The organism is Streptomyces sp. NPDC050448 (genome assembly GCF_040655295.1).
Lineage (GTDB): Bacteria > Actinomycetota > Actinomycetes > Streptomycetales > Streptomycetaceae > Streptomyces.
Genome location: NZ_JBFAJR010000008.1, coordinates 58,920 through 84,124 on the forward strand (window position 1 = coordinate 58,920; position 25,205 = coordinate 84,124).

General features: G+C 73.5%; 20 protein-coding genes and 1 pseudogene. 10 read left to right on the plus strand and 11 right to left on the minus strand.

Going from position 1 to position 25,205, the window contains the following annotated elements:
• Positions 1–40: 40 nt before the first annotated feature.
• Positions 41–181 (minus strand): annotated as a pseudogene (locus AB0I68_RS12650) (AraC family transcriptional regulator); the annotation flags it as partial.
• Positions 182–385: 204 nt separating this feature from the next.
• On the opposite strand from AB0I68_RS12650, the gene AB0I68_RS12655 reads away from it, so the two are divergent.
• The 4 genes from AB0I68_RS12655 (at position 386) to AB0I68_RS12670 (ending at position 3,458) form a co-directional block, all read left to right on the plus strand.
• The gene (locus tag AB0I68_RS12655) at positions 386–1,057 is read left to right on the plus strand and encodes a DUF4389 domain-containing protein (protein ID WP_363177240.1); all 672 of its coding nucleotides are present in this window, start codon (positions 386–388) and stop codon (positions 1,055–1,057) included.
• 120 nt (positions 1,058–1,177) lie between these two features.
• Entirely contained in the window at positions 1,178–1,813 is a 636-nt protein-coding gene (locus AB0I68_RS12660; RefSeq protein ID WP_363177241.1) for an ATP-binding cassette domain-containing protein, read from the plus strand.
• 29 nt (positions 1,814–1,842) lie between these two features.
• Positions 1,843–2,676: a metal ABC transporter permease gene (locus AB0I68_RS12665; protein ID WP_363177400.1), complete on the plus strand. Its 834-nt coding sequence runs from the start codon at positions 1,843–1,845 to the stop codon at positions 2,674–2,676.
• Positions 2,634–3,458 carry a zinc ABC transporter substrate-binding protein gene (locus tag AB0I68_RS12670; protein WP_363177243.1) on the plus strand — a complete coding sequence of 275 codons (825 nt, stop codon included), beginning with the start codon at positions 2,634–2,636 and terminating at the stop codon, positions 3,456–3,458. The genes AB0I68_RS12665 and AB0I68_RS12670 overlap by 43 nt, the downstream gene beginning before the upstream one ends.
• A 288-nt stretch (positions 3,459–3,746) precedes the next feature.
• On the opposite strand, the gene AB0I68_RS12675 is transcribed toward AB0I68_RS12670, so the two are convergent.
• Both AB0I68_RS12675 and AB0I68_RS12680 read right to left on the minus strand, forming a co-directional pair.
• The gene (locus AB0I68_RS12675; protein WP_363177244.1) at positions 3,747–5,447 is read right to left on the minus strand and encodes a class I adenylate-forming enzyme family protein; all 1,701 of its coding nucleotides are present in this window, start codon (positions 5,445–5,447) and stop codon (positions 3,747–3,749) included.
• Positions 5,444–7,249 carry a CoA transferase gene (locus AB0I68_RS12680; RefSeq protein WP_363177245.1) on the minus strand — a complete coding sequence of 602 codons (1,806 nt, stop codon included), beginning with the start codon at positions 7,247–7,249 and terminating at the stop codon, positions 5,444–5,446. Before AB0I68_RS12680 ends, AB0I68_RS12675 begins: the two co-directional genes overlap by 4 nt.
• Before the next feature lie 208 nt (positions 7,250–7,457).
• Here AB0I68_RS12680 and AB0I68_RS12685 point away from each other — a divergent pair, with 208 nt between their 5' ends.
• On the plus strand, positions 7,458–8,609 hold the full coding sequence (locus tag AB0I68_RS12685; protein ID WP_363177401.1) for an acyl-CoA dehydrogenase family protein: 1,152 nt from the start codon (positions 7,458–7,460) through the stop codon (positions 8,607–8,609).
• On the opposite strand, the gene AB0I68_RS12690 is transcribed toward AB0I68_RS12685, so the two are convergent.
• Positions 8,606–9,655 carry a sugar ABC transporter permease gene (locus AB0I68_RS12690; protein ID WP_363177402.1) on the minus strand — a complete coding sequence of 350 codons (1,050 nt, stop codon included), beginning with the start codon at positions 9,653–9,655 and terminating at the stop codon, positions 8,606–8,608. The genes AB0I68_RS12685 and AB0I68_RS12690 overlap by 4 nt on opposite strands.
• A 5-nt stretch (positions 9,656–9,660) precedes the next feature.
• On the minus strand, positions 9,661–10,791 hold the full coding sequence (locus AB0I68_RS12695) for an MFS transporter (RefSeq protein WP_363177403.1): 1,131 nt from the start codon (positions 10,789–10,791) through the stop codon (positions 9,661–9,663).
• Positions 10,792–11,057: 266 nt separating this feature from the next.
• Between AB0I68_RS12695 and AB0I68_RS12700 the strand changes: the two genes are divergently transcribed.
• From AB0I68_RS12700 to AB0I68_RS12710, 3 genes are all read left to right on the plus strand, one after another.
• Positions 11,058–11,735, plus strand: coding sequence for a hypothetical protein (locus tag AB0I68_RS12700; protein ID WP_363177246.1), 678 nt, complete (start codon positions 11,058–11,060; stop codon positions 11,733–11,735).
• Between the two features lie 153 nt (positions 11,736–11,888).
• Positions 11,889–12,521: a sigma-70 family RNA polymerase sigma factor gene (locus AB0I68_RS12705; protein ID WP_363177247.1), complete on the plus strand. Its 633-nt coding sequence runs from the start codon at positions 11,889–11,891 to the stop codon at positions 12,519–12,521.
• A gap of 141 nt (positions 12,522–12,662) precedes the next feature.
• Entirely contained in the window at positions 12,663–13,079 is a 417-nt protein-coding gene (locus tag AB0I68_RS12710) for an SHOCT domain-containing protein (RefSeq protein ID WP_363177248.1), read from the plus strand.
• Between the two features lie 33 nt (positions 13,080–13,112).
• Here the strand turns inward: AB0I68_RS12710 and AB0I68_RS12715 are convergent, their stop codons facing one another.
• Complete coding sequence (locus tag AB0I68_RS12715; protein WP_363177249.1) at positions 13,113–13,310, minus strand: hypothetical protein; 198 nt, start codon at positions 13,308–13,310, stop codon at positions 13,113–13,115.
• 97 nt (positions 13,311–13,407) lie between these two features.
• Positions 13,408–16,017, minus strand: coding sequence for a LuxR C-terminal-related transcriptional regulator (locus tag AB0I68_RS12720; RefSeq protein WP_363177250.1), 2,610 nt, complete (start codon positions 16,015–16,017; stop codon positions 13,408–13,410).
• 763 nt (positions 16,018–16,780) lie between these two features.
• On the opposite strand from AB0I68_RS12720, the gene AB0I68_RS12725 reads away from it, so the two are divergent.
• Positions 16,781–20,686, plus strand: a complete 3,906-nt coding sequence (locus AB0I68_RS12725; protein ID WP_363177251.1) for a Pls/PosA family non-ribosomal peptide synthetase — start codon at positions 16,781–16,783, stop codon at positions 20,684–20,686.
• A 34-nt stretch (positions 20,687–20,720) separates the two neighbouring features.
• A complete protein-coding gene (locus AB0I68_RS12730; RefSeq protein ID WP_363177252.1) occupies positions 20,721–22,127 on the plus strand; it encodes a M1 family metallopeptidase in 1,407 nt (468 codons plus the stop codon).
• Positions 22,128–22,187: 60 nt separating this feature from the next.
• Here the strand turns inward: AB0I68_RS12730 and AB0I68_RS12735 are convergent, their stop codons facing one another.
• The 4 genes from AB0I68_RS12735 to AB0I68_RS12750 are packed head-to-tail and all read right to left on the minus strand — an operon-like array spanning position 22,188 to position 25,135.
• Positions 22,188–22,655, minus strand: coding sequence for a VOC family protein (locus AB0I68_RS12735; RefSeq protein ID WP_363177253.1), 468 nt, complete (start codon positions 22,653–22,655; stop codon positions 22,188–22,190).
• Between the two features lie 22 nt (positions 22,656–22,677).
• Positions 22,678–23,742, minus strand: a complete 1,065-nt coding sequence (locus tag AB0I68_RS12740; RefSeq protein ID WP_363177254.1) for a histidinol-phosphate transaminase — start codon at positions 23,740–23,742, stop codon at positions 22,678–22,680.
• Entirely contained in the window at positions 23,739–24,119 is a 381-nt protein-coding gene (locus tag AB0I68_RS12745) for a cupin domain-containing protein (protein WP_363177255.1), read from the minus strand. Before AB0I68_RS12745 ends, AB0I68_RS12740 begins: the two co-directional genes overlap by 4 nt.
• Positions 24,116–25,135, minus strand: a complete 1,020-nt coding sequence (locus AB0I68_RS12750; RefSeq protein ID WP_363177256.1) for a class I SAM-dependent methyltransferase — start codon at positions 25,133–25,135, stop codon at positions 24,116–24,118. The genes AB0I68_RS12745 and AB0I68_RS12750 overlap by 4 nt, the downstream gene beginning before the upstream one ends.
• Positions 25,136–25,205: the final 70 nt, after the last annotated feature.

Here is a 25,205-nt window from a genome sequence, read left to right on the forward strand (position 1 = left end):
TGAGGGCTTCGACCGTGGGCGCCACCGTGACGTGGCCGCCGTCCGGCCCCGCCAGGCGTACGCCGTACAGCCGGCGCCCGGCCTCCCGGCTCGCGAGGGCGAACACCTCGGCGGGGCCGGTGACGCAGAGCAGGTCGACATCGGGAGAGACCGCGATCACGACGCGGTGGGGCGTGGGCATGCGTCCATCCTGGCCGGGCGGCCACATGTCCGCAATGACGGTTGTCTGTCACATCCGGACACCCGTTTCCGGAACAGCGGCGGCAGGGCGGCAGGGCGGTACGGACGGATTCCCGACTGGAGCATGGTCCGCGCGGCGCGGATGATGGAGGAGCACGACGTCCGGGGGGGCTCACGAAGCCGGACACAGGACGGTGACGGAATCATGTCCGCGAACGCTTCTTCGTACCGCCCGGTCAGGGTGAACGCCGATCTGGACAGCCCGCTGTCGCGCTGGCTGTGGCTGGTCAAGTGGATCCTGGCGATCCCGCACTACATCGTGCTGCTCTTCCTGTGGATCGCCTTCGTCGCGGTCAGCGTGATCGCCTTCTTCGCGATCCTGTTCACCGAGCGCTACCCGCGCGGCCTGTTCGACTTCAACGTCGGCGTGCTCCGCTGGTCGTGGCGGGTCTCGTACTACGCGTACGGCGCCCTTGGCACCGACCGGTACCCGCCGTTCAGCCTCGGCCCGGAGCCCGGATACCCGGCACGCCTCGAGATCGCCTACCCGCAACGCCTGTCGCGACCTCTGGTCCTGGTGAAGTGGTGGCTGCTGGCGATCCCGCACTACCTGGTCATCAGCCTCTTCACCGGCGGCGGCGGCCGCGGCTCGTGCTTCGGAGGTATCGGTCTGATCACTCTGCTGGCCGTCATCGCGGCGGTGACGCTGGCCTTCACCGAGAAGTACCCGCGTGACCTGTTCGACCTGGTCGTGGGGCTGAACCGGTGGGTGCTGCGCGTCGCCGCGTACGCCACGCTCATGACGGACGAGTACCCGCCGTTCCGTCTCGACCTGGGCGGCGACGACCCGGCCCCGGCCCCGGCCGCATCGCCCTGAACCGGATCCGCCGCCCGCCGGAACCGGAAGGACCCTCCGTCCGACCAACTCCGCGTGCAGGGAGCGGGCCACCCGCTCCCCGTACGTGGCATCCGGCAACGGAATACGGGAGGGCTACGGATGGGCGGGCTGGACGTACGCATGCGGGGGGTCGCCTGCCGCCACGGCCGGGTGGAGGCGGTCGCCGAAGTGGATCTGGAGATCGCGGCGGGCGAGCGCGTCGCGCTGACCGGGACCAACGGTTCGGGCAAGACCACGCTGCTGCGTGCGGTCCTCGGGCTGCACCGCCAGGTGTCCGGGAGCATCCTGGTCGGCGGCCGCGGTACCGGTTCGGCCGCCGAGTGGGCCTGGCGGCGGCGGTCCTGCGCCTGGATCCCGCAGAAGCCGGCGGCCGGCCGGTTCCCGCTCCTCGGGGACGAGCTGCTGGCCAGCGGCGGCGCACCGGCCGAGGCGGCCGAGGCGGCACGGAAACTGGGTGTCGGCGCGCTGCTCGGACGGCCGCTGCACACCCTGTCCGGCGGCCAGCTCCAGCGGATGTACCTGGCCCGGGCGATCGGCTCGGTGGCTGCGGGGGCCGAGGTGCTGCTGGCCGACGAGCCGACCGCCGCACTGGATTTCGGCGGCCAGGAGGAGGCGGCCGACGTGCTGGCCGCGCTGCCGGTGACGCTCGTCGTGGTGACGCACGACCGGGCGCTCGCGGAGCGCTGTGACCGCGTACTGGAGATGGCCGCGGGCCGGCTGCGGGAGATCGCGTGATCCTCGCGAGCGCCGGTCTCGGCGAGCTGATGCAGTTGGTACCGGTGCAGCGGGCGGGAGCCGCCCTGCTGCTGGCGGCGGTCGGCCTGCCGGTGATCGGGGTGGTCATCGTCGGCCTCGACATCATGCCGGTGCGCTTCGCGATGATGCACGTCGCCCTGCTGGGCATCGCGGTCGGGCTGCTGAGCGGGCTGGACCCGATGCTGTGCGCGCTGGTGGCCTGCGCCCTGGCCGGTGCGGGGGTGGCTCCGCTGGCCCGTACCCCGGACGGGCTGTCCGGTGCCATGGGCCTGCTGATGAGCCTGGCCATCGCCGCCGCGCTGCTCGTCCTGGCCGTGTCGGGGGTCAACGCGTCCGGTGCGTTCGCGCTGCTGTGGGGCTCGATCCTGTCCGTGGACACCGCCGATCTCGTGGTGCTCGGGGTGCTGGCGGCCCTCGTACCGGGCCTGTTCTGGTGGCGGCGCCGGGATGTGGCCCTGCTGCTGTACGACCGTGAGCTCGCCCAGTGTTCCGGCGTCCCGGTCCAGGCGCTGACCGCGGTGCTGCTGGTCCTGGTCGCGGTGGCGGTCGCCGGGGCGATCAAGCTCACCGGCGCGCTGCTGGTCGACGCCCTCACTCTGCTTCCGGCCCTCGCCGCGCGCCGCCTGGGCACCTCGCTGCGGTCCATCACCTTGTGGGCGGTCGGCATCGGGGTGGCCGTGAACCTGACCGGGTTCCTCATCGCCCTCCGGCTCGACTGGCCGCCCGGGCCGGTCCTCGTCCTCACCGCGGGGACGCTCGTCCTCGCGGTCCATCTCGTCCCCGAACGGAGCATCGACACATGGCGCGCACCCGCGTCCGATTCGCTTCCCTCCTCGCACTGAGCGCGGCCCTGGCCCTGGTCACCGGCTGCGGCAACGACACCGGCAACGGATCCGGCAACGACACCGCGTCGAAGGACGGCAAGCCCGGCCACCACGGCGGAAAGCCGGTCGTCGTGGTCACCACCACCTGGGAGGGCGCCTTCGCCAAGGCCGCCGGGGCCGAGGACGTCAAGGTGATCGTGCCCCAATCGGTGCACCATGCCCCGGACTACGACCCCAAGCCCTCCGACCTCGCCGCCGTCGGCAAGGCCGACTTCGTGCTCTACGCGCCCTTCGAGCCGTACGCGGCGAAGATCAAGGACGCCGCCGGCTCGAAGGCCGAGCTGGTCGAGGTGAACCTCGACAACGACTCCGACAAGGTCAAGGGCGAAGTGGCCCGTCTGGGCAAGCTGTTCGGGACCGAGGCAGCCGCCGCGCAGTGGACGGCGTCGTTCGACACCGAGTACGCGAAGCTGTCGAAGGACGTCCAGGGTTCCTGGCCGGGCGGGAAGAGCCCGGCTGTCGTCAGCCAGGTGTTCACCACCTGGTCCGTGAAGCTGGCCGGCGCCACCGCGGTCGGCACGTACGGTCCCGAGGCGGTCACTCCCGCGCAGCTCGCCGAGCTCTCGGGGAAGAAGCCGGCCCTGGTCCTGGACAACGCCCACATGTCGACCGGGACCGTCCTGCCCGACGCGGGCGCCAAGCAGGTCGAGATCGTCAACTACCCGGGCGCGGACCTCGATCTGCTGCCGGTCTACCGCAACGCGGCGGCCGAGCTGAAGAAGGCCATGGGCGGTTCCTGACGCACGAAGGGCGGGGGGGCACCGAGTGTGCTCCCCCGCCTTCGTGCGCCTGCCGGCGCTGGGCTGCCGGCGCTGGGCTGCCGGCGCTGGGCTGCCGGCGCTGGGCTGCCGGCGGAGTCCGCACGGTGCCGCGCGCCTCGTGTCCAGGCATGGCCTCCACGCTCGTCGCCGCCTCGGCGGCGGCCGGCGCCGTGGCGGCGCCCGCCGCCGTGGCCTCGGTGCCGAGCGCGGTCGGGGCTCGGAGCAGGTCCCAGCGGTTCATCCGATGGCCCGCCCCGGTCGGTCCGGTCAGCCCGCGTGGGCGAGCGGAGATGCCATGGCCGCCGTGGGGCCGGAGGGCGTGGCCCCGGCCAGCCGCGCGCGCAGGGCCGTACGGTCGGGCTTGCCCGCCGGCGTCAGCGGAAGCTCTGCCAGCACCAGCAGTCGCTCGGGGTGCTTGCGCTGTTCGAGCCCCCGGCGGGTGAGGTGCCGAGCCAGCGAGTCGAGCGTGGGAGCCTCCGCCGCGTCGCGCGGCACGACGCAGGCCGCGAGGCGTTCGCCCATCAGCTCGTCCGGGATGCCGAAGCACACCACGTCCCGTACCCGGGGATGCGATGCGAGCTCCCGCTCGACCTCCGCGGGGCTGATGTTGGCCCCGCCGCGGATGACGATGTCCTTGAGGCGGCCGACGATGTGCAGGACGCCGTCCTCGTCGATCAGGCCGAGGTCTCCGGTACGGACCCAGCCCTCGGGCGTGCGGTAGCGGACGTCCAGGTCCGGGGAGGCGACGTAGCACATGGGGGTCATGGGACCGCGGGCGATGATCTCGCCGATCTCGCCGTCGGGGAGCCGTTCGTGCGTGTCCGGGTCGGTGATGTGGATGTCCGCGACGCGGGGGTCGGGGCGGCCGGCCACGATCCCCGTACCATCGGCCTCCGGGACCCCGGCGCGGAGTCCGGTGTGGCAGTTGACGCCGTCGGCCGAGCCGTAGAGGTTGACGACCGGGCAGCCGAAGGCCCGGGCGGCGTTCTCGGCCGTGGTCTCGTCCAGGGCGGAGCCGCCGAGGACCAGGGCGGTGGGCGGGGGAAGTTCACCCCCCTCGGCTTCGGTGTGATCCAGCCGGTCCAGCATCATGCGGACCATCGTGGGGACGCCCAGGATGTGTGTGGGCCGGTGCTCGCGCACGGCGGCGAGGGCGGCCTCGGGCGTGAAGTGGTCGAGCAGGATCAGCGTTCCGCCGTGCCGGGCGAGCGTGACGGCGGTGCCGCTGGACCCGAACGCGGACCCGAGCGGTACGAGGAACAGGCAGCGCGGCGGGATTCCGTCGGGCATGAGCGAGGCGAGGACGTTGCCTCGGCCTCCGGCGAGCGCGTTGTGGGAGTACGCCACCATCTTCGGCTCCGCCTCCGAGCCGGAGGACACCAGGATGCGGGCGGCGCTGTCCGGGTCGGGCCGGGCGGGAACGAACGCGGCCGGGTCGGAGCGCAGCAGCGCGGACAGCGGAATCGTTCCTTCAGGTGTGGTGCCGACCCGCCCTGCGGCGATGACGTGGCGCAGGGCCGGCAGGGCCGGGACCAGGGCCCGGAGGCCGGCGGCATGGTGGCTTCCGCGGTGCTCGGTGGCCGCGATGACCGCGACGGCCTCCGCCTTGTGCAGCAGGGACGCGGCCTCCCGGATGCTCCGGCCGACCGGGAAGGGCAGCGCCACCGCACCGAGGGCGGCGAGGGCCAGTTCGGCGATGACCGAGCCCCGGCCGTTGGGGAGCTGGACGCCGACCACGTCGCCGGGCCGTACGCCGAGGTCCCCGAGCCCGGTGGCCAGACACCGCACCTTGCGGTCCAGGGCGGTGTAGCAGAGCGTGCCCTTGGCGTCGATGACGGCCGTGGCGTGCAGGTCGGCGATCTGCCTCGCCCGGAACAGGCTGTAGAGGTCGAGGTCGGGGCAGGCCCCGTCGACCGCCCAGGTGCGGCGGAGGCCGGCGGGCAGCAGGTCGTGCAGTGCGACGGTCATGCGAAGCTCCAGGGGTCGGGAACGGCAGGGGCACCGTGCGCGTCGCGGCTGATCGAGCCGGTGAAGCGCGGGTCGTGGTGCAGGTCGGCCGGATCGGTGGTGACCGCGGTCGCGGGCAGGCCGTGGTCGCGCAGCTGTGCCAAGGCCTCGCCGGTGGGCAGTGCGCGCAGGTCGTACGCGGCGGCCGCGGCCGCACAGGTGTCGGTGGGGGCGATCCAGCCGTCGGCGGTGCGCAGCGGGCGGCGGAATCCGGCGGGCCGGCGGGGGGCTCCCCCGCGGTGCGCGCGGCGCAGGGCGGGGGCGGTGAGTGCGTCGGCGGCGCCGAGCAGCGAGGAGTCGACGCGGACGCCCGCTCCGGTGCGCTCGCGCAGGAGCAGTCCGGCCAGCACGGCCTCGGCGCCCATGAGCCCGCCCAGTACGTCGAGCAGGGTCATCAGGGACGGCGCGGGTGCCTCGTCCTGCGGACGTACGGCTTCGCCGACGCCGGTACGGGCCTGGACCATGAAGTCCGTACCCATCGGGGGATCCGGTATCCGGTCCGCCCAGCCGCCCGTGTACGCGTAGACGAGGGCGGGGTTCACGGCGGCCAGATCGCCCGAGTCGAGTCCCAGTCCGGCCGCCTTGCCGGGGGCCCAGTTGTGCAGGAACACGTCGGCCTCGGCGGTCATTTCGCGCAGCCGGCGCCGGCCGGCCGCGGACTTGATGTCCACCTCCACGGCCTGCTTGCCCCGGTTCAGGGCGAGCCAGCGGGCGGAGATCCCGGAGCACGCGGGCGGCATGCCGCGAAGCGGGTCGCCGCCCGGCGGCTCGATCCGGACGACATCGGCGCCGAGCCGGCCCAGCAGGTGGGCGGCGAGAGGGGCCTGGATCCGGCGGCCCGCTTCGAGCACGGTCAGCCCGGCCAGTGGCCGGGCGGCGGGGGGTGCGGCCAGGGGGCGGTGGCCGGATCCGTACGGGGCGAAGGACCAGGGCGCGGCGCCGTCGTGCTCGGCGGCACGCTCGGCGAGCGTCCGCAGTCGGCAGACTTCGGCGCCCGAGGTCGCGGCCGCCGCCTCGATCCGCTGCCAGGGGTGCGAGCGCGTCGTGGTGTGCAGGGCCGGCGGGAAGGGGGCGCACGCCGTGGCGTACCGGAACTGGAACGGCCGCCATCCCGCCCGGATGGCGTCGGCGGGGGCGTCCAGGGCCCGCCAGAACGCGGCCCAGGCACCCGGGTCCAGTGTCTCCAGCTCGAAGGGGCAGCCGTCGGCGGATGTGAACGGCGGCCCGCCCGGGGCGAGTTCGGCGGCCTCGCCCTCATCGGCCCCGGCCGCGGCGAGGTACTGGGAGACCGCCAGCAGCCCGGCCCGGTCGGCGCTCGTGTCCACCCTGCCTGCCGGGCCGCCCCTGGCCTGGGCCAGCAGACCGGCGAGCAGACCCTGCACGGCGAGTACGCCCATGGCGGTGGCGGCGTAGTCGACGGCAAGGCCGCGCGGCGCGCCGTCGCGTCGCCCGTGCACGGCCATGATGCCGGTGGCCGCCTGAACGGTGGCCTCGTCCCTCATGCCGCTCGCCGGATCCGCTGCCCAGCCCACGGACGCGTCCTGCCGGCCGAACCCCCTTCCGGACAGGGCGATGTGCGCCGTACGGCCGTCACTCGGCCCGGGCAGCTCCGCTCTCGCACCCACTCCCCCGTGGACTCTCGTGCCCGCGCCGAGGAGCCCCAGGTGCTCCACGACCAGGCCGGTCAGCCCGGGCGGTCCCGAGGCGGCGAGGTGCAGTCCTTCCAGTGGCCGGACCGTTCGAGTGACGGCTGGTGACGCCATGCCTCTCCTCTTCTCCTGGCGCGCGGCGGTGACCGGCGCCCCGGATGTGCGCAACGCGGGAACCAGGGTGGGTGCGCACCCGACCAGTTCCTCGGGGAGACAGTCGGACTGTCGTTCCCACGGGTTCCCGGCAGACTGGAGGAAAGTGGTGCAGAGCCAAGGAGACACGGGTCGCACCCGTCCCGAACCGCATACCGGGGATGCCGAGTTGCGGGACCGGGTGGCGGAGTTCGTCCGGAGCAGGGTCATGCCCTGCGAGCCCGTACTCGACGCGGGTGGCCTGCAGGCTGCCGCGGTCCTGCGGGAGGTGCAGGCCCAGGCGAAGGACGAGGGCCTGTGGGCGCTGCCGCTCGGCGCCGAACTCGGCGGCCAGGGGCTCCCCCTTGCGCAGTACGCCCGGATCGCCGAGGCCGAAGGGGCCAGCGACCACGGACCGACGGCTCTCGGCTCCGCATCCCTGCTCGATGCGACCATGCTGCGCAAGCACGGCAGCGACCGGATCGCCGGCCTGTACCCCGGGCGACTGGCCGCCGGGGAACTGCGCGCCTGCTACGCCATGACCGAACCGGGCACTGCGGGAACCGACCCGTTCGGTACGGCGACCCGCGCCGAGGAACAGCCGGACGGCAGCTGGCGCGTCAGCGGCCGCAAGTGGTTCATCTCGGGGGCGGCCGGCGCCGATCTGGTCACGGTCCTCGCACGCACCGACGGGGAGCCCGGCGACCGCGAAGGCCTCTCCCTCCTGGTGGTCCCCACCGGCTCCCCCGGCTTCCGCGTCGTACGCGAACTGCCCGTGTTCGGGGCCACCGGCCAGTGGGAGATCGAGTTCGACCGGGTCGCCGTGCCCGCCGACCACGTCCTCGGCGAGCGCGGGCAGGCCCTGGCCATCGCCGCGGAACGCCTCCAGCTGGGCCGCACCCTGCGCTGCCTGCGCTGGCTCGGCCAGGCCCAGCGCGCCTTCGACCTCATGTGCGAGCGCGCCGGCTCCCGCACCGGATCCCGCGGTCCGCTCGCCGGCCACCAGCTCGTGCAGCAGCACGTCTTCGATGCGCTGCTCGCACTGCGCACCACCCGCCCGCTGGTCCACGAGGCCGCGGCGAAGATCAGCGCGGGCGAGGACGCGCACGTGGAGGTGGGGCTGGCCAAGGTCGCCGCGGCCCGCATGCTCCAGCAGGTCGCGGACGCGGCCATCCAGGTCCACGGCGCGGCCGGGCTCGGCCCCGACACCCCGCTGCCCGCGCTGCTGCGCACCGGACGTGCGGCCCGCATCCTCGACGGCCCGGACGAGCTCCACATCACCTCGGTGGCCCGCCGGGTGCTCCGTAGGTACGAGACGCGCAAGACGCACGCGGGCTGCTAGACGTCCCGGATCTCGACCAGCCCGGTCAGCGCGGCCAGCCCGAGTGCCAGGAAGAAGTCGCCCCACACCAGTTCGTGCCGCACGGCGATGCCCTTCCCGGCGTCGTAGCAGCCGTCCAGCAGCATGCCCCGGGTCAGGTGCTCGCCCACCAGGCGCTCCAGGACCGCCGCCGCCCGGTACGCGTACTGCGCGGCCCGGCGGCCCGGCACGCGGGCGAGTTTCAGCAGCGCCACAGCCGCGATGGCGGCGGCGGAGGTGTCCAGCGGGCCCGCGGGCCGCGTTTCGTCCGCCGGGGGAACGAGCGGGGCGCAGGGCCGCGTCCACGCATCGGCGAGCCGCTCCGCCACGGCTTCCAGCCGGTCCGGGGCGCTGCGGGAGACCTCGGGGCGGTGCAGGGCGTCGGCCACTGCCAGCAGCAGCCACGCGCTGCCCCGGCTCCAGCCGGCCGGTGGCTCCCCGCACGCCTGCCAGCCCGTCTCCGCTGCGAACTCCCAGGCCGGTACGACGCGTCCGCCCCCGTCGAGGCACAGGTCGAGGTGCCGGTGGAGGTGGGACGCGGCGGCCTGCCCGCCCTCCGGGCCCCCGGCGGCGAGCAGCGCCACCATGCCGGGTACACCGTCCACCCGGGCCTGCAGCCGGGGGCCGCCGAAGGCCGACCCCCAGGGCACCAGCCCGAGTTCGGTGTCCAGCGCGGCCAGAGCGGCCCGGGCCGCCCGGGTCCGCAGCTCCCGCGCCCCGGTGTCACCGCCGGCGAGCGCCGTCCCGTACCAGAGGATCAGCCCGCGCGTGGCGGTGTCGGCCTCCACCCAGTCGGCGAGCCGTGCGGTGCACGCGGCAGCGGCCGCCCGGTCGTCCGCGTCCCCGGTGTGCCGGGCCCGCAGCCACAGCAGCCCCGCCCAGAAGCCGCCGGTCCATGTACCGCGGCCGGTGGTCGTCCAGCGGCCCGTGTCGGGGTCGGCGTACAGCGGGAACCGGTCGCCGGTCTCGGCGCGCGTGACGGCAGCCCGTTCGAGGACGTCGGCCAGTGCCCGCCCGGCCCAGTCCATCGGGGTCACGCCGGCACCTCCGTACGCGGGCGCCGCCGTTCGCGTACGGCCCAGGCGGTGGCGACGGCGCCCGCCACGGCGAACTCGCCGGCGACCAGCAGCCAGCCCGGCCCGTACCGGCCCGATTCCGCCAGCGGTCCGAAGAGCGGCGGCCCGACGGCGAACCCGGCGAAGAACCCGGCGGCCACGAGCGCGGAGCCCTGGCCGGCCCGGCCCGGGGCGGCCCGCTGCATGACCAGCACCATCGAAACGGCATTGCCGGAGACGGCGAACACCCCGACGGCGACGGCGGCCACCCAGACCAGGGGATGCACGTACAGCGCGGCGGCCAGCAGGCCGGCCGCCAGTACCGCCCCGGCCGCCAGCCGGCCGGGCAGCCACTCGGCGCGCCCCGGCCGGGCCGCCTTCGACCAGCCCACCCGCCCGGCGATGCCCGCGACACCGAGCACCGCCACCAGGGCTGCGGCCGCCGTCGGGCCCATGCCGAGCTTCTGGGCGCCGAAGAGTGCCACGTACGTGTTGACCGAGGCGATTCCGCAGCCCAGGAAGAGGGAGAAGACCGCGAGCCAGGCGATGGCGCCACGCGGCATCGGCGACGAGCGCGGCGGCGCCGCCTTCGCCGGCCGATCGGCGGGCAGGGCGCGATGTGCCCAGAGCGCGGCCAGCGCCGCCGCGGCGGAGGCCGTCCACACGGCCCCGCGCCAGCCCACGCCACCGGCCAGCGCCGCCAGGGGCAACCCGGCGGCGAACGCGCCGAGTTGCACACCGGACTGCTTCATCCCGGTCACCGACCCGCGCCGGGCGGGCGGAACGGCGGACAGGATCGCCTTGTTCGTCGCGGGATTGGCGAGCGCCTGCGGCAGTCCGCCCAACGCGACCGCGGCGAGGAGGAGCCCCGGCCCGGGCGCGGCGCCGATCAGCGCGAGCGCCGCCGCGGACACCAGCAGCAGGGCGACGAGGGAGCGGCGCGGACCCGTCCGGTCCACCACGCGCCCGCCGACCGGCGACAGAACGGCCGCCGTCCCGAAGCCGATCGTCGTCGTCAGGCCGAGGACGGTGGGCGAGACACCCAGTTCGCCCACGAGCCGCGGACCGAGCGCGCCGAGCAGGAACAGCTGCAGCATCGAGAAAGCCATGGCACTGGTGAGCAGCGCGGTCAACAGGCCTTCTGCTCCTGGGTCGGCCGCCGTCGCCGGGGCCGCCTCCGCCGAGGTCGTCCGCTCCTCCACTGCCGACTCCGTTCCCGTCCATGCCGTTTCGGTCCACGGCAGGAGTCGCAGCGGTGAACAGCCGGGTTCCCAGGACCTGTTGTGGTGTACGACACATGCGGTTTTGTCCGGTGCTGCCAATTCTCGACGCCCCTCTGTGGCCGCCTCCAGAGGGATGCGACGATGAGCCCGCCATGAACCAGGGACGATGTTGTCGCGCGGTACGGGCTGCGGTGTTCGCGGCCACCTGCGTGCTGCTCGCCTCCCTCGCCCACGTCCTCATGACGGGGACGGCCGTGCCCTGGTGGGTGATGGCGGCGGCGTCGGTCGCCACCGGCGCGCTCGCATGGTTCCTCGCCGAGCACGAACGCGGCCTCCTGGCCGTCGCTTCGGCAACCGTCGCCGTCCAGGCCGTCCTGCACACCGGGTTCTCGCTGGCCCAGGCGGCAGCCCGTCCGGCCGCATCGGCCGGCCCCTCCTCGGGCCGGCCGCCACCTGGCGCAGCCGGCCACGTCCACCACGCCGTGCCGATGGTGACCGGCAGCGGCACGCCCATGGCGATGCCGATGCCGATGCCGATGCCCGTACAGAGGGGCTCCGTGTCGTCGGCCGGCATGCTGGCCGCGCACCTGCTCGCCGCCCTGCTCTGCGGGCTCTGGCTCGCGTACGGGGAGCGGGGCGCCTTCCGCGTCCTGCGCGCCGTGGCCGGCCTGCTCCTCGTACCGCTGCGGCCGGTCTTCCGCCTCCCCGCGCCGCCTGACCGGCCGCGCCTGCGCGCCCGCCGGGACGGCGGGACCCGCCGCCCGCGCGGGCTCCTCCTCGTCCACGCCATCACCTCACGGGGGCCGCCCCACGGGATCGCTGTCATCTGACAGCCGGCTCACCGAAGCACACCGGCACACCCACACCGCCGCCGTGCGCCTCGGTCATCGGCCATGCCGTCCGGCAGGCCGTACCGCTCACCGGGTCCGCCTCGCCATGCCGAAGCGGCTCCGGATCCCGGATTCCCAGAAGGACATCAGGCGATGACCCCTGCCCTGCATCCCCGCCCGACCACCTCCGAGACGGCACCCGCACGCCATACGGGCGGCCCGGACGAATCGACCACCCTGCTGGCGCTCGCCGCCCGCGACGGCGACCCCGACGCGGTGGACCTCTTCGTACGCGCCCTGCACCGAGACGTCCGGCGCTACGTGGCCTACCTCAGTGCCGATCCCCAGGCGGCCGACGACCTGACCCAGGAGACCTTCCTGCGCGCCCTCGGCAGCCTGCACCGCTTCGAAGGCCGCTCCTCCGCCCGCACCTGGCTGCTGTCCATCGCCCGGCGCACCGTCATCGACAGCCTCCGCCACAAGGCGGCCCGTCCCAGGATCTCGGACCGGGACGACTGGCAGACCGCCGCCGAACAGACCCAGCCGCGCGGCCTGCCGGGCTTCGAGGACGGAATCGCCCTCGCCGAGCTCCTGGGAACGATCCCCGCCGAACGCCGGGACGTCTTCGTCCTCACCCAGATCCTGGGGCTCCCCTATGCCGAGGCGGCGACCGCCCTCGGCTGCCCGATCGGCACGATCCGCTCCCGCGTGGCCCGCGCCCGCACCTCTCTCATGGAGCTCCTGACGGATGCCGAGGCGCCTGCCCTCGTGGGTTCGGCCGCATGACCCGGCACCCGCGCACCCGCCCCCCGCCCGCCCTCACCCGCCCCGGGTGGTGCGACGGAGGCGGAACCGCCGCAGCCTGTGAGTACAACGGCTGATCCGGCGCCCACCGGGCGCTCGGCGATCAGCCCATCGGAGGCCACGATGAACGACTATCCGCTGCTCAACACGTTCCTCACCATCATGTGGGTCTTCTTGTGGATCATGTGGTTCATGATCCTCTTCCGGGTCATCACCGACATCTTCCGCGACGACGACCTGAGCGGATGGGGCAAGGCGGGCTGGATGATCTTCGCCTGCGTCCTGCCGTTCCTCGGAGTCTTCGTGTACCTCATCGCACGGGGCCGGGGCATGGGAGCGCGCGCGGCGCAGGAGCAGAAGGCCCAGGAGGACGCCATGCGCTCCTACATCCGGGACGTGGCGGCCACCGCTCCGCAGGGCGCACCCGCCCGCCCCGCCTCCGGCACCGACGAGCTGGTCAAGCTCGCGGAGCTGAAGAACCACGGTGACATCAGCGAAGAGGAGTTCCAGCAGGCCAAGAAGAAGCTGCTCGCCGTCTGACATCGTGCCGCCGAACCGGGCTGCGCACTCCGCTCACTCAGGGAGCCTGCGCAGCTCGACGACGTGCAGTCCGAGGGACTGGAAGCGCGCCAGCAGGCCGTACAGGTGGGCCTCGTCGGTGATCGCCCCGAACAGGACGGTCTCGTCGGTGATGACGAAGCTCTTCAGCTCGGGGAATGCTCCGCCGAGCGTCTCCGACATCTGCCCGTCGATGCGGATCTCGTATCGCATGAGCGCACTCTTCTCCCGGCCGCAAGGACTCGTCACCCCCATGCTGTGCGCGAGCAGGTGTGGGGGCATCACCCGGTGAAGGTGACCGTCGGGCGGCTCAGAGCAGCTGGAGTTCCCGGGCCCGCCGTACCGCTTCACCACGACGGCTGGCGGAGAGCTTGCGGTAGATGCTCTTGAGGTGGGTCTTGACCGTGTTGACGGAGAGGCAGAGGTGGGCGGCGATCTCCTCGGTCGACATCAGCTGCGCCGCACACTCCAGTACCTCGTGTTCGCGTGGGCTGAGCGGCTCGACGACGAAGGCCTGCGCGGTTCCCGCGGGTTCCGCGGGCCGGGCCCCGACGCGTTCGGGAGGGAGCCAGTCGTGGGCGGGAAGCCGCCGGCCGTGCAGGGCCCGGCGCAGCCACGGTCCGGCGTCCAGGAACGGGCGGCGCAGATGGTCGGGGCGGGCCAGCCCCAGGGCGCGCATGACCAGGCGCCGGGCCGCCGCCGCGTCTCCCAGCCGGTCCGCTGCCTCCGCCCGCGCCAACAGGGCTCGTACGGTGATGGCCGGACCGGTGCCGGCCCCGGTGGGGAGGGAGTCCAGGACCTCGATCGCTTTCCGGCTCTCACCGCCCGCGATCCAGGCGCGTGCCACGGCGACGGCGCGTTCCGCGACGCAGTCCGGCGCCTGCCCGAGCCCTTCGAGGGCTTCCCGCGCGGCTTCCGCAGCTCCCCGTGCCAGGTGCGCGGAGGCCTCCGCCGGCGCCAGGTGGAAGTGCGCCCATGGCGGGGGCCCGCCCGGCCCCGGGCGGGCTCCGGCTCCGGCTCCGGCTCCGGTCAGCGCGTGCGGGGATGCCTGCGGGTCTCCCGCGGCCGGCAGGAGCCGGGAGCCCAGGACGGCGGCCCCGGCGGCGACGACGGGGTCGTCGAGCGCGCCGCAGGACGCGGACGCCCGCTCCAGCTCGGCCCGCGCGACCGCGAGGTCGTCGTGCTCGACGGCGACGGCGGCCAGCACCAGATGGGCGATGCCGTTGCTGCGGGCGGGCGACAGCCCGGCCCGCAGCGCCTCTGCGACCGCCTCGCGGGCCCGGACTTCGGCCTTTCCGGGCCACCCGCGCAGGAAGTCGATCAGAGCGAGCCCGCCCAGTGCCTCGTGGCAGGAGAACGCCGTGCCGGGAGTGTCGGACGCGGACGCCTCGACCGCTGCGGCCAGTGCTGCTTCGGCGGCATCGAGATGCCCGGCGGAGAGCCGGGCGGACCCGAGGTCGGTCAGCAGCAGGGCGGGCAGTTCGGGATGCTGCGCGAGGTAGACGGAGGGCACCTGGCGTGCCGGCCGCTCGGCGGCCGCGGCCGCGGCCTCGGCCATGTCGGCGGAGCCGAGCAGCCTGCCCGCCACCACGCGCAGGAACGCGCAGCTCAGGTGCATCGCGGAGAGGGCCGCCGGGTGTGCGGCCTGCGCCGCTTCCGCCGGGTCCGCCGAGGCCGCCGCGAGTCGCGCCTCGGCTTCGCTCAGGTGCGCGAGACCGCCCGTTGCGTCGTACCGGGCGAGGGCGCACGCGGCACGCACCAGCTCGGCGGCGGCGCCCGGCGTGCCGGGGGCCATCGCGGAGAAGAGTTCGCCCAGCCCGTCGGCGTCGAGCCCGGTGAACAGCCGCCCGATGCCGAGGCGGCTGACGAACTGCGTGGCGGCGAACTCCCAGTCCTCCGCCGCGGCGGCGTGCCGCAGGGCGCTCAGGAGCTGCCCGGCATCGCAGAGCCGCCGGGCCGCCGTACGGTGCAGCTGCCGCTCGAGCCCCGGATACCGGGACCGCAGGTGGACCCGCAGGATCTCCGCGAACAGCGGGTGGTGCCGGTACCACCCGTGACCGGCCGCCGTGACGAAGGCGTTCGACCGCTCCAGGGAGGCCAGGATCCCCTCGCCGTCGTCGCGGCCGGTCAGCGCGTTCGCGAGGTCGGGGTGGACCTGCTCCAGGATGCTGGTCCGCAGCAGCAGGTCCTGGGTCTCGAAGGGCTGCATGTCCAGTACCTCGCCGAGCAGGAAGTCGGCGATCGTGCTGTGGCCCGCCTCGAACTCCTTCAGGAAGCGGTCGGGGTCGTCCGCCTGACGCATCGCCAAGGCGCACAGCCGCACCCCGGCCGCCCAGCCCTCCGTCCGCCCGGTCAGCAGCCGCGCCGTCTCCGCGCCGCGTTCCAGGCCGTGCCGGGCCAGCAGGGCGGCCGTCTCCTCCTCGGTGAAGGCCAGGTCGGCGCCGCGGACGTCGGTCATCTCGTCGGCGGCGCGGTGCCGGTGGAGCGGCAGCAGCGGCTCCGTACGGCTGATGACGACGAGGCGCAGCGCGGGACCCGCGTGGTGGAGGACGAACTCGAGCTGGTCCGCGATCACCGGGGAGGTCACCCGGTCGAACTCGTCCAGTACGAGGAGCACCGGGTCGGTGAGGCCGTTCAGATGCGCGGCGAAGCGTACGAGGAGCGAGCGGTCGACCTCCTCGGCGCGGGCCGGGGTGCCGACGTCGTGGGGCAGCGGCAGCCCGTGGTGGCGCAGGGCCTGCTGGACGTCGGCCCAGAACAGGCCCGGTGCGTCGTCGTCGGATTCGGCGGTCAGCCAGGCGACGGTCCACGGGAGGGGGTCCTGCGCGAGCCAGTCGGCGACCAGCAGGGTCTTGCCCGCCCCCGCCGGGCCGTTCACCAGCACCAGGGGCCGGTGAACACCTTCGGCCAGCCGCTCCATGAGGCGAGGCCTGCGGACGAAGGTCGGCGGGACCGAGGGGATCGTGAAGCGCGTGGGCAGGACGGGGAGGCCGAACGGGGCCGGCGCGTGCGCGGGCGGAACGGACCGCGCTCCGCGGGACCCACGTGCAGCGGGGCGGGGCCCGGAGCGGGGGACTGCTGTTTGACCCATGGCCATCACCGGGAGGTAGCGCGGGTGCGAGCGGTCTGCGGAGTGTGTCGGTCCCTTCCGTCATGAGGGTACGTCGCCCCTCGGCACGGCACCTTTCGGATCACCTTCCGCGGGTGGTCTTCCCTGGTCAGCCCGGCCTTTTCCATCTTGTCCGCCTCATCCGCCCCATCCGCCCTGGCCGCCCTCCAGCCGGCGGACGACCTCGTCGGACACGCGCCGCTGCAGCTCGGAGAGTTGCCCGGGGGTGTCCGCGGTGAGGTCGCCGACGCCCCGGGGTCGTTGCCCGCGTCGGCGCAGTCCTCGGACGCGTCCCGGCCACTGCGTTCGTCGTCCGTCTGCCCGACCCGTCAGCGCCCCGACGTCAGCTTGCCCGCCGGTGGTCTCCCGGGCGTGACCGCTCGGTCACCCGGCGCATCCGTGGCGGGCGCCGGCTTCATACCGTTGGTTCTGCGCCACCCGCAAGGCTTCAGCGGGAAGATTCTTGATGACGCACTAGACTGGCCGGTTGTTTGGTGCTGGACCGGAACAACCCGGGCAAACCTGGGCTCCGCCGGCGACCCGGATGTTTTCCGGGACCGAGACGCGAGGGCCGATGGCAGCCACACCTGAGCGCGGTGACATGACCCTGCTCGACGCCGAGGACGCGCACGAGGAGTCCGGCAAGTCCGCCCGGTTCTCCGCGGGGCCCGCCGCCCCGACACGCACCCTCGTCGACATCCTCGAGGCCTCCGTACGGACCTGCCCCGACGAGCTCGCCCTGGACGACGGCACCGCCCGGCTGACCTACCGGGCGCTGGCCGGCGAGGTCGAACGCCGAAGGCGCGCCCTCGAGGCCGTCGGGGTGGGCCGCGGTGACCGGGTCGGCGTACGGGTGCCGTCCGGGACCAACGAGCTGTACGTGGCCATCCTCGCCGTGCTCGCCGCGGGCGCCGCCTACGTGCCCGTCGATGCCGAGGACCCGGACGAGCGGGCCGAGCTGGTCTTCGGCGAGGCCGGCGTGCGGGCGGTGCTGGGCGCAGGACAGCGCATCGACGTCACCGCCCCGGCGGATGCTCCCGTGCCTGCCGGGCGGCCCGGCCCGGAGCACGACGCGTGGATCATCTTCACCTCCGGTTCCACCGGCAAGCCCAAGGGCGTCGCCGTCACCCACCGCAGCGCCGCCGCCTTCGTGGACGCCGAGGCCGCGCTGTTCCTCACCGAGGAGCCGATCGGGCCCGGCGACCGGGTCATGGCCGGACTGTCCGTCGCGTTCGACGCCTCCTGCGAGGAGATGTGGCTGGCCTGGCGCTACGGCGCCTGCCTCGTGCCCGTCCCCCGCTCCCAGGTGCGCAGCGGCGCCGACCTCGGTCCCTGGCTGGTGGAACAGGAGATCACCGTGGTCTCCACGGTGCCGACCCTGGCCGCGCTGTGGGAACCCGAGACCCTCGACGAGGTCCGGCTGCTGATCTTCGGCGGCGAGGCCTGCCCGCCCGAGCTGACCCAGCGCCTGGTCACCGAGGGCCGCGAGGTCTGGAACACGTACGGCCCCACCGAGGCCACCGTCGTCGCCTGCGCCTCGCTCCTGACCGGTGAGGAGCCGATCCGGATCGGCCTCCCGCTGAACGGCTGGGAACTGGCCGTGGTCGACGAGTCCGGCGAGCCGGTGCCGATGGGCGGCAGCGGGCAGCTCGTCATCGGCGGCGTCGGCCTGGCCCGCTACCTCGATCCGGACAAGGACGCCGAGAAGTACGCCCCGCTGGAGTCCCTCGCCTGGCAGCGCGCCTATCGCAGCGGCGACCTCGTCCGGGCGGAACCCGAGGGGCTGGTCTTCCTCGGCCGCGGCGACGAGCAGATCAAGCTCGGCGGCCGCCGGATCGAGCTGGGCGAGGTGGACGCCGCGCTCCAGGCCCTGCCCGGCGTCGCCGGCGCGGCCGCGGCCGTCCGCACGGCGCGCAGCGGCAACGAGTTGCTCGTCGGCTACCTGGTCGCCCAGGAGGGCTGGGACCACACGGCGGCCGTGGAGCGGCTGCGCGCCGAGCTGCCCGCGGCGCTCGTGCCGCTGCTCGCGCCGGTCGACGAGCTGCCGACCCGCACCTCCGGCAAGGTGGACCGGGACGCGCTGCCCTGGCCGCTGCCCGAGCTGGAGACCAAGGGCCCCACGGAGCAGCTGTACGGCACCGAGGCCTGGCTCGCCGAGCAGTGGAGCGAGACCCTCGGGGTGGCCGTCACCGGCGCCGCCGACGACTTCTTCGCGATCGGCGGCAGCAGCCTCGCCGCCGCCCGGCTCACCACCCGCCTGCGCACCCGCTACCCGAGGGCGGCCGTCCTCGACATCTATCAGCAGCCCACCCTGCGCAAGCTGGTCCGGCGGCTGGAGAAGTCCGTCCGGGACGACGACACGGCACGGACCGTCGCGCCCGTTGCGCTGCGGACCAAGGTGGCGCAGTGCCTCCTGCTGGTCCCGCTGTACACCCTGGTCGGGGTGCGCTGGACGGTGGCGCTGCTGGCCCTGGGTAACGTGCTGCACTGGTTCGGGGCCTACCCGTGGGCGCCGACCGCCTCCTGGTGGCTCGTCGCCGCCGGTGCGGCGCTGCTCTTCAGCCCGCCGGGCCGCCTCGCGATCGCGGCCGGCGGCGCGCGCCTGCTGCTGCGCGGGGTGAAGGCGGGACACCACCCGCGCGGCGGCAGTGTGCACCTGAGGCTGTGGACGGCCGAGCGGCTGGCCGAGTACGTCGGCGCGACGTCACTCACCGGTTCCTGGCTGGAGCGCTACGCGCGGGCTCTCGGTGCCAAGGTCGGCCCCGAGGTGGACCTGCATTCCCTGCCTCCGGTGACGGGCATGCTCAAGCTCGGCCGCGGCTGCGCCGTGGAGTCCGAGGTGGACCTCTGCGGGCACTGGCTGGACGGGGACCGGCTCGAGATCGGCCCGGTCAAGGTCGGTGCGGGCGCGGTGGTCGGCACCCGCAGCATGCTGTTCCCCGGTGCGCGGGTCGGCAAGCGGGCCGAGGTGGCCCCCGGCTCCGCCGTGGTCGGGCAGATTCCGACCGGCCAGCGCTGGGCCGGAGCGCCCGCCGTCAAGCTCGGCAAGGCCAAGCGGAACTGGCCCAAGGAGCGTCCGCCGCGCGGGCTCCCGTGGCGGGCCGCGTACGGGGCGGCCGGCTTCGGCCTCACGGCGCTGCCCGTGCTCGCCACCGTGCCCGCCCTGCTCGTGGTGAGCCGGTTCGTGCCGGCCGACGCCGGGTTCGCCGAGGCCCTGCGGGGCGCCCTGCTCGCCGTGGTGCCCGGGGCGCTCGCCTTCGGGTTCGCGTACGCGCTGCTGCTGCTGGTCTGCGTACGTCTGCTCAGCCTCGGGCTGCGTACGGGAACCCATCCGACGCACAGCCGGGTCGGCTGGCAGGCCTGGACGGTCACCCAGCTGATGGACCTGTCCCGGGAGACGCTCTTCCCGCTGTACGCCGGGCTGATCACCCCGGTGTGGCTGCGGTTGCTCGGCATGAAGATCGGCCGGGGTGCGGAGGTGTCCACCGTGCTCGCGCTGCCCAGCCTCACCACCGTGGGCGAAGGTGCGTTCCTCGCCGACGACACCCTGACCGCGCCCTACGAGCTGGGCGGCGGCTGGATGCGGATCGGCCACTCCGAGATCGGCCGCCGGGCGTTCCTCGGCAACTCCGGCATGACCGCGCCGGGCCGCACCGTACCGGACGACGGGCTGGTCGGCGTGCTGTCGGCGACTCCGAAGAAGGCCAAGAAGGGCAGTTCGTACCTGGGCCTGCCGCCGGTCCGGCTGCCGCGGTCCGCCGCCGACGCCGACCAGAGCCGGACGTACGACCCGCCCGCGCGGCTGCTGTGGGCGCGCGGCCTGGTGGAGCTGTGCCGGCTCGTCCCGGTGTTCTGCTCGGCCGCGCTGGCCGTCCTGACCGTGGCGGCGCTGTGCGCGCTGAGCACGACGAGCGGGCTCGGGAGCGGCGGAAGCGCGCTGCTGTCCGGAGCGGTCCTGCTCACTGCGGGTCTGGCCGCGTGCGCGGTCTCCGTGACCGCGAAATGGCTGCTGGTGGGCCGGCACCGGGCCGGGGAGCACCCGCTGTGGAGCAGCTTCGTGTGGCGCAACGAGCTGGCCGACACCTTCGTCGAGGTACTGGCCGTGCCGTGGCTGGCCGGATCGGTGCCCGGCACGCCGCTGCTGACCCTGTGGCTGCGCGGCCTCGGGGCCCGGATCGGCCGGGGCGTGTGGTGCGAGAGCTACTGGCTGCCGGAGACGGACCTGGTGGTGCTGGGCGATGCGGTCAGCGTGAACCGCGGCTGCGTGTTGCAGACACACCTCTTCCACGACCGGATCTTGAGGACGGATACTGTGGTCCTCCGTGAGGGCGCCACCCTGGGACCGGGCGGAATCGTCCTGCCCGGAAGTACGGTCGGCGCCCACAGCACACTGGGTCCCGCCTCTCTCGTGATGGCCGGGGAATCCGTCCCCGCCGACACCCGTTGGCTGGGCAACCCGATCGAGGCATGGCGGACCTGACAGGCCCGGGCACAGCGCAGGGAGCGGAAGCGGCATGAACGGCCAGAAGACAGCGGTATCGGATCCGTACTTTCCGGCCAACGGCGATCCCCGTTACCGCGTGCACCGGTACGAACTCGCTCTGGAGTACCGGCCCGGCCCCAACCGGCTGGCCGGGACGGCCCGGCTCAGTGCGATCGCCGGGCGGGCGCCGCTCACCGAGTTCCACCTGAACCTGGCCGAGTTCAAAATAGGCCGCGTCCTGGTGAACGGCCGGGCGCCGCACTACACCCTCCGGGGCGGAAAGCTCCGTATCCGGCCGGCCAAGCAGCTGCCCGCCGGCGCCGCCTTCACGGTGGAGGTGCACTGGGCGGGCAATCCCAAGCCGGTCCGCAGCCCCTGGGGCGGCCTCGGCTGGGAGGAACTGAGCGACGGCGCGCTGGTGGCCAGCCAGCCGGTCGGCGCACCCTCCTGGTACCCGTGCAACGACCGGCCCGCCGACAAGGCCTCGTACCAGATCTCGGTCAACACCCCGTCCGCCTACACGGTGGTGGCCGGCGGCCGGCTGCTCACCCGGACGACCAAGGCCAGCACGACCACCTGGGTGTACGAGCAGTCGGCGCCGACCTCCAGCTACCTGGTCGGCCTGTCCATCGGCGTGTACCAGACGGTGCTGCTCGGCGATCCCGGGCTCGGCGGTGTTCCGCAGAGCGCCCACGTCCCGGCGCACCTGCTGCCGCAGTTCTCGCGCGACTTCGCCCGGCAGCCCGCCATGATGCAGCTGTTCGAGGAAGTGTTCGGCCCCTATCCCTTCGGCGAGTACGCGGTGGTCGTCGCCGACGAGGAACTGGACGTCCCGGTGGAGGCCCAGGGCCTCTCCCTGTTCGGCGCCAACCATGTGGACGGCGGACGCGGTTCGGAGCGCCTCATCGCCCACGAGCTCGCGCACCAGTGGTTCGGCAACAGCGTGAGCATCGCCGACTGGCGGCACATCTGGCTGAACGAGGGCTTCGCGAAGTACGCCGAATGGCTCTGGTCGGAGCGCTCCGGCGGCCGCACCGCACACGCGCTGGCGGCCGCAGCACACCGGCTGCTGGCCTCGCAGCCGCAGGATCTGCGGCTGGTCGACCCGGGCCGCAAGCTGATGTTCGACGACCGCCTGTACCAGCGCGGAGGCCTCGCCGTGCACGCGATCCGCGGCGCCCTGGGTGACGGCGCGTTCTTCCGCATGCTGCGCGACTGGGCCACCGTGCACCGCCACGGCGTGGTGACCACTGCCACCTTCATCCAGCATGTGGCCCGTTACACGGCCGAGCCGGTGGACGACCTGTTCTCGGCCTGGCTGTACGAGCCGTCCCTCCCGCCGCTGCCGGCGCCGCCCGCGCGGATGTCGACACCGGCGAGACCCTCGTACCCGCCCACGAACGGCGAGCGCGCGGGCCGCGGCCGGACCTCCGCCTGAGGGGCCCGGCCCTGTGCCGTCGGTTCGGCACGGGGCCGGGCCGCCCTGTCGTGCCCTGCGTCAACGACCCGCCTTGCGCATGTGTGCCTCGGCGCGCTGGTCGAACTCGTCCGGGGACACGTCCTCGATGTGGGTGGCTATCGTCCACCGGTGACCGAACGGGTCGACGACCTGCCCCGCCCGGTCGCCGAAGAAGTGGTCCTGGACTTCGCGCTGCTGCTTCGCCCCGGCCCGGAGGGCGCGGGCGAAGGTGGCGTCGACGTCCTCGACGAACAGGTACAGGGTGACCGGGGTACCGCCGACGGAGAGGGGGCCGAGCAGCCCGGCTTCCCGCAGCTCGTCGGACAGCATGACGATCGTGCCGCCGATCTGGATCTGAGCGTGCATGATCTTGCCGTTGGGAGCGGTGGAACGGGCCAGTTCCTTCGCGCCGAAGGCCTCGGCGTAGAAGGCGATCGCCTCGCTCGCCCCGTCGACGGACAGATAAGCCGTCAGCTCCGCGTATCCGTCCGGAATTGCCTTGACCATTCTTGACCTCCGTGATGTTCGATTACTGGCCGGTGGTGAGCTTGTCGAGTGCGTCGAGGAACGTGAGCAACTCGTCCTGCGTGCCGAGCGAAACGCGCAGATGGCCGGGAAAACCGAACATGCCGGTGTCCCGTACGAGAATCCCGTGCTCCTTGGCGAGGGCGTCCTGCGCCTCTCCGGAGGCATCGACCCGGACGGCGACGAAGTTCGTCACCGACGGGAGGTACCCGTATCCGCGCCGCTCGAGTTCCGCGGTGAACCACTCACGCCGTTCCGCGGTGCCCTTCCGGACCTCACCGAGGAACTGCTGGTCGGCGAGCGCGGCCAGTGCTCCGGCCTGTGCGACACGGTTGACACTGAACGGAAGGACGTTCAGCGTCCGGCGGACTCCGGCGATGAGATCGGCCCGGCCGACGGCATATCCGATCCGCAGGGCCGCCAGTCCGTACGCCTTGGAGAAGGTGCGCAGCGCCAGCACCGGAGCGTCCCGGTCGAGGAAGTCCCTGGTCTGCGGCAGGCCCGGGTCGCTGAACTCCTGGTAGGCCTCGTCGAAGACCAGCGGCACCCTGGCGACCTGCGCCGCGGCGATCAGAGCGGCGTACGCCTCCCCTGGAAGTGCGGTTCCGGAGGGGTTGTGCGGATTGCACACGTAGCCGACGCCGTACTCGGGAAGTGCGTGTGCGAACTCCTTGACGTCGAGGGCGCCGTCCCGCAGTGGCAGCGCGACGGCCCCGCGGCCGATGCGTTCAAGGGCTTCCGGGTAGCCCGGGAACGTGCCGGCGGCGACCAGACCTGGGCGCGAGAGGTCACCGAGCGTCAACGCGGTCGCCAGCACCAGCTCGTCGCTGCCGTTGGCCACCACGATCTGGTCCTCGGAGACGCCCCAGTGCCCGGCGAGGGCCTTGACCAGGCCCTCCCGCTGCGGCGAGGGATAGCGGTTGACCCGTTCCAGCGCACCGGTCGCCGCGGCGACGGCCGCGGGGCTCGCCCCGTAAGGGCTCTCGCTCAGGTGCAACCGCACCATCGTGTCCGCATCCGGCACGCTGGTGTTGTAGACCTTCGGCTCCGGCCGTACGGGCGCACTCACAGCTGGGATCCCAGCAGGATGCCGAAGCAGTAGCTTCCCACCGAGGCTTCCTTGGTGACGAAGCAGTGCTCGCTGCCCGCGGGGATGCGCATCACCGCCGGCGAGGTCAGTTCATGAAGGACTCCGTCGAGATGAACCTCGATGCGTGCCTGGCCCGGGAGCGGGGAAACGAGGAAGTAGATCTCGTCGACCTCGTGGGTGTGCGGTGCGGCGACCGGCTTGTCCACGAGCGTGCTGAGTTCACCGCCCGCGATCTGGACCGGCATGCCCCCGAACATGTCGGCGGTGAGGTAGAACGGCGCGGGCTGGTGATGCCCTGCCACCGCGAGCGGGATGGGAAGGTCGGAGACTATTTCGGGTGCGGCCGTGCGGCTCACGCTGCCTCCAGCACGAAGAGATAGGTGTGCGGCGCGCCGAAGGGCACCGCGCGTCGAAGACGCATGCCTCCCTTTTCGAAGAGCTCCTCGTACGCCTCACGGGTGTGGATGGGGACGCCCATCAGGGCGTGGGCCAGTTCGAAACCGCTGGAGAAGATCGGCAGGGTGCTCTCGCCGTTCCTCGGCCGTACGGTGGTGTCTCCCAAGAGGAACGTGTGTGCCTTGGGGAAGGCCTCACGCATCCGGGGAATCACCAGGTCGCGGCGCTCCGGGTCGACCAGCAGGTCGTGCAGGAACATGAAGCTCATGACGACGTCGGCCTCGTCGGCGCCGTCGACCCGGTGGTCGTTGAACAGGATGTCGAGCACGTCCGCGCACACGGGCTCGACGGTGCCCGCGAGGCCGTACCGTTCGACGGTGTCGGCCCCGAGTTCGGTCGCGGACTTGCTGATGTCGATGCCGAGTCCGCGGCTTCCGGGGCGTGCCTTGACCAGCCGGGAGACCCGCTCGCTGACGCCGGCCCCGAGGTCGACGAGCGTGCTGAAGTCGAGCGCGGACACCTCCTTGTCCAGGATGCTCCGCATGAGCGCGGAGTCCGCCTGGGCCGAGCCGAGCGCGACCATCCCCTCGTCGCGGTGGAGGTCGACGCCGAATCGGCGGTCCCCCCGTGCGACGGCGGCGGCGTTCGCGAAGACGTCGTGGTAGCCGCCGACGCCCCAGGTGAAGAAGCCGAGCGCCTGGCGGACGTCCTCTCCGGTCCGGGTCGCCTCGACGCGGTCACCACGCGAGCCCAGATACCCGAAGGATTCCGCCGCACTGACCAGCGCGGTGACAACGGCAGGATCCAGCTTGTTCTCCCGGCAGAAGGCCGAAACCTCGACGGAACCGTCGGCCTGGAGTTTTCGGAACAGCCCGAGGCGCTCCAGTGCGTGCAGCACGTGCGCGCAGATGAAGCCGTTGAAGGCGGTGTCGGCGTTCAGAGGCGTGGGGGCCTCGCCTTGCCATGGTGCAGTCATCGTTTGTACCGGCGACATTCTTGTGCCCCTATCAGGATTGCGGCGGGCGGGCCCAGCGTGCACCGCCCGC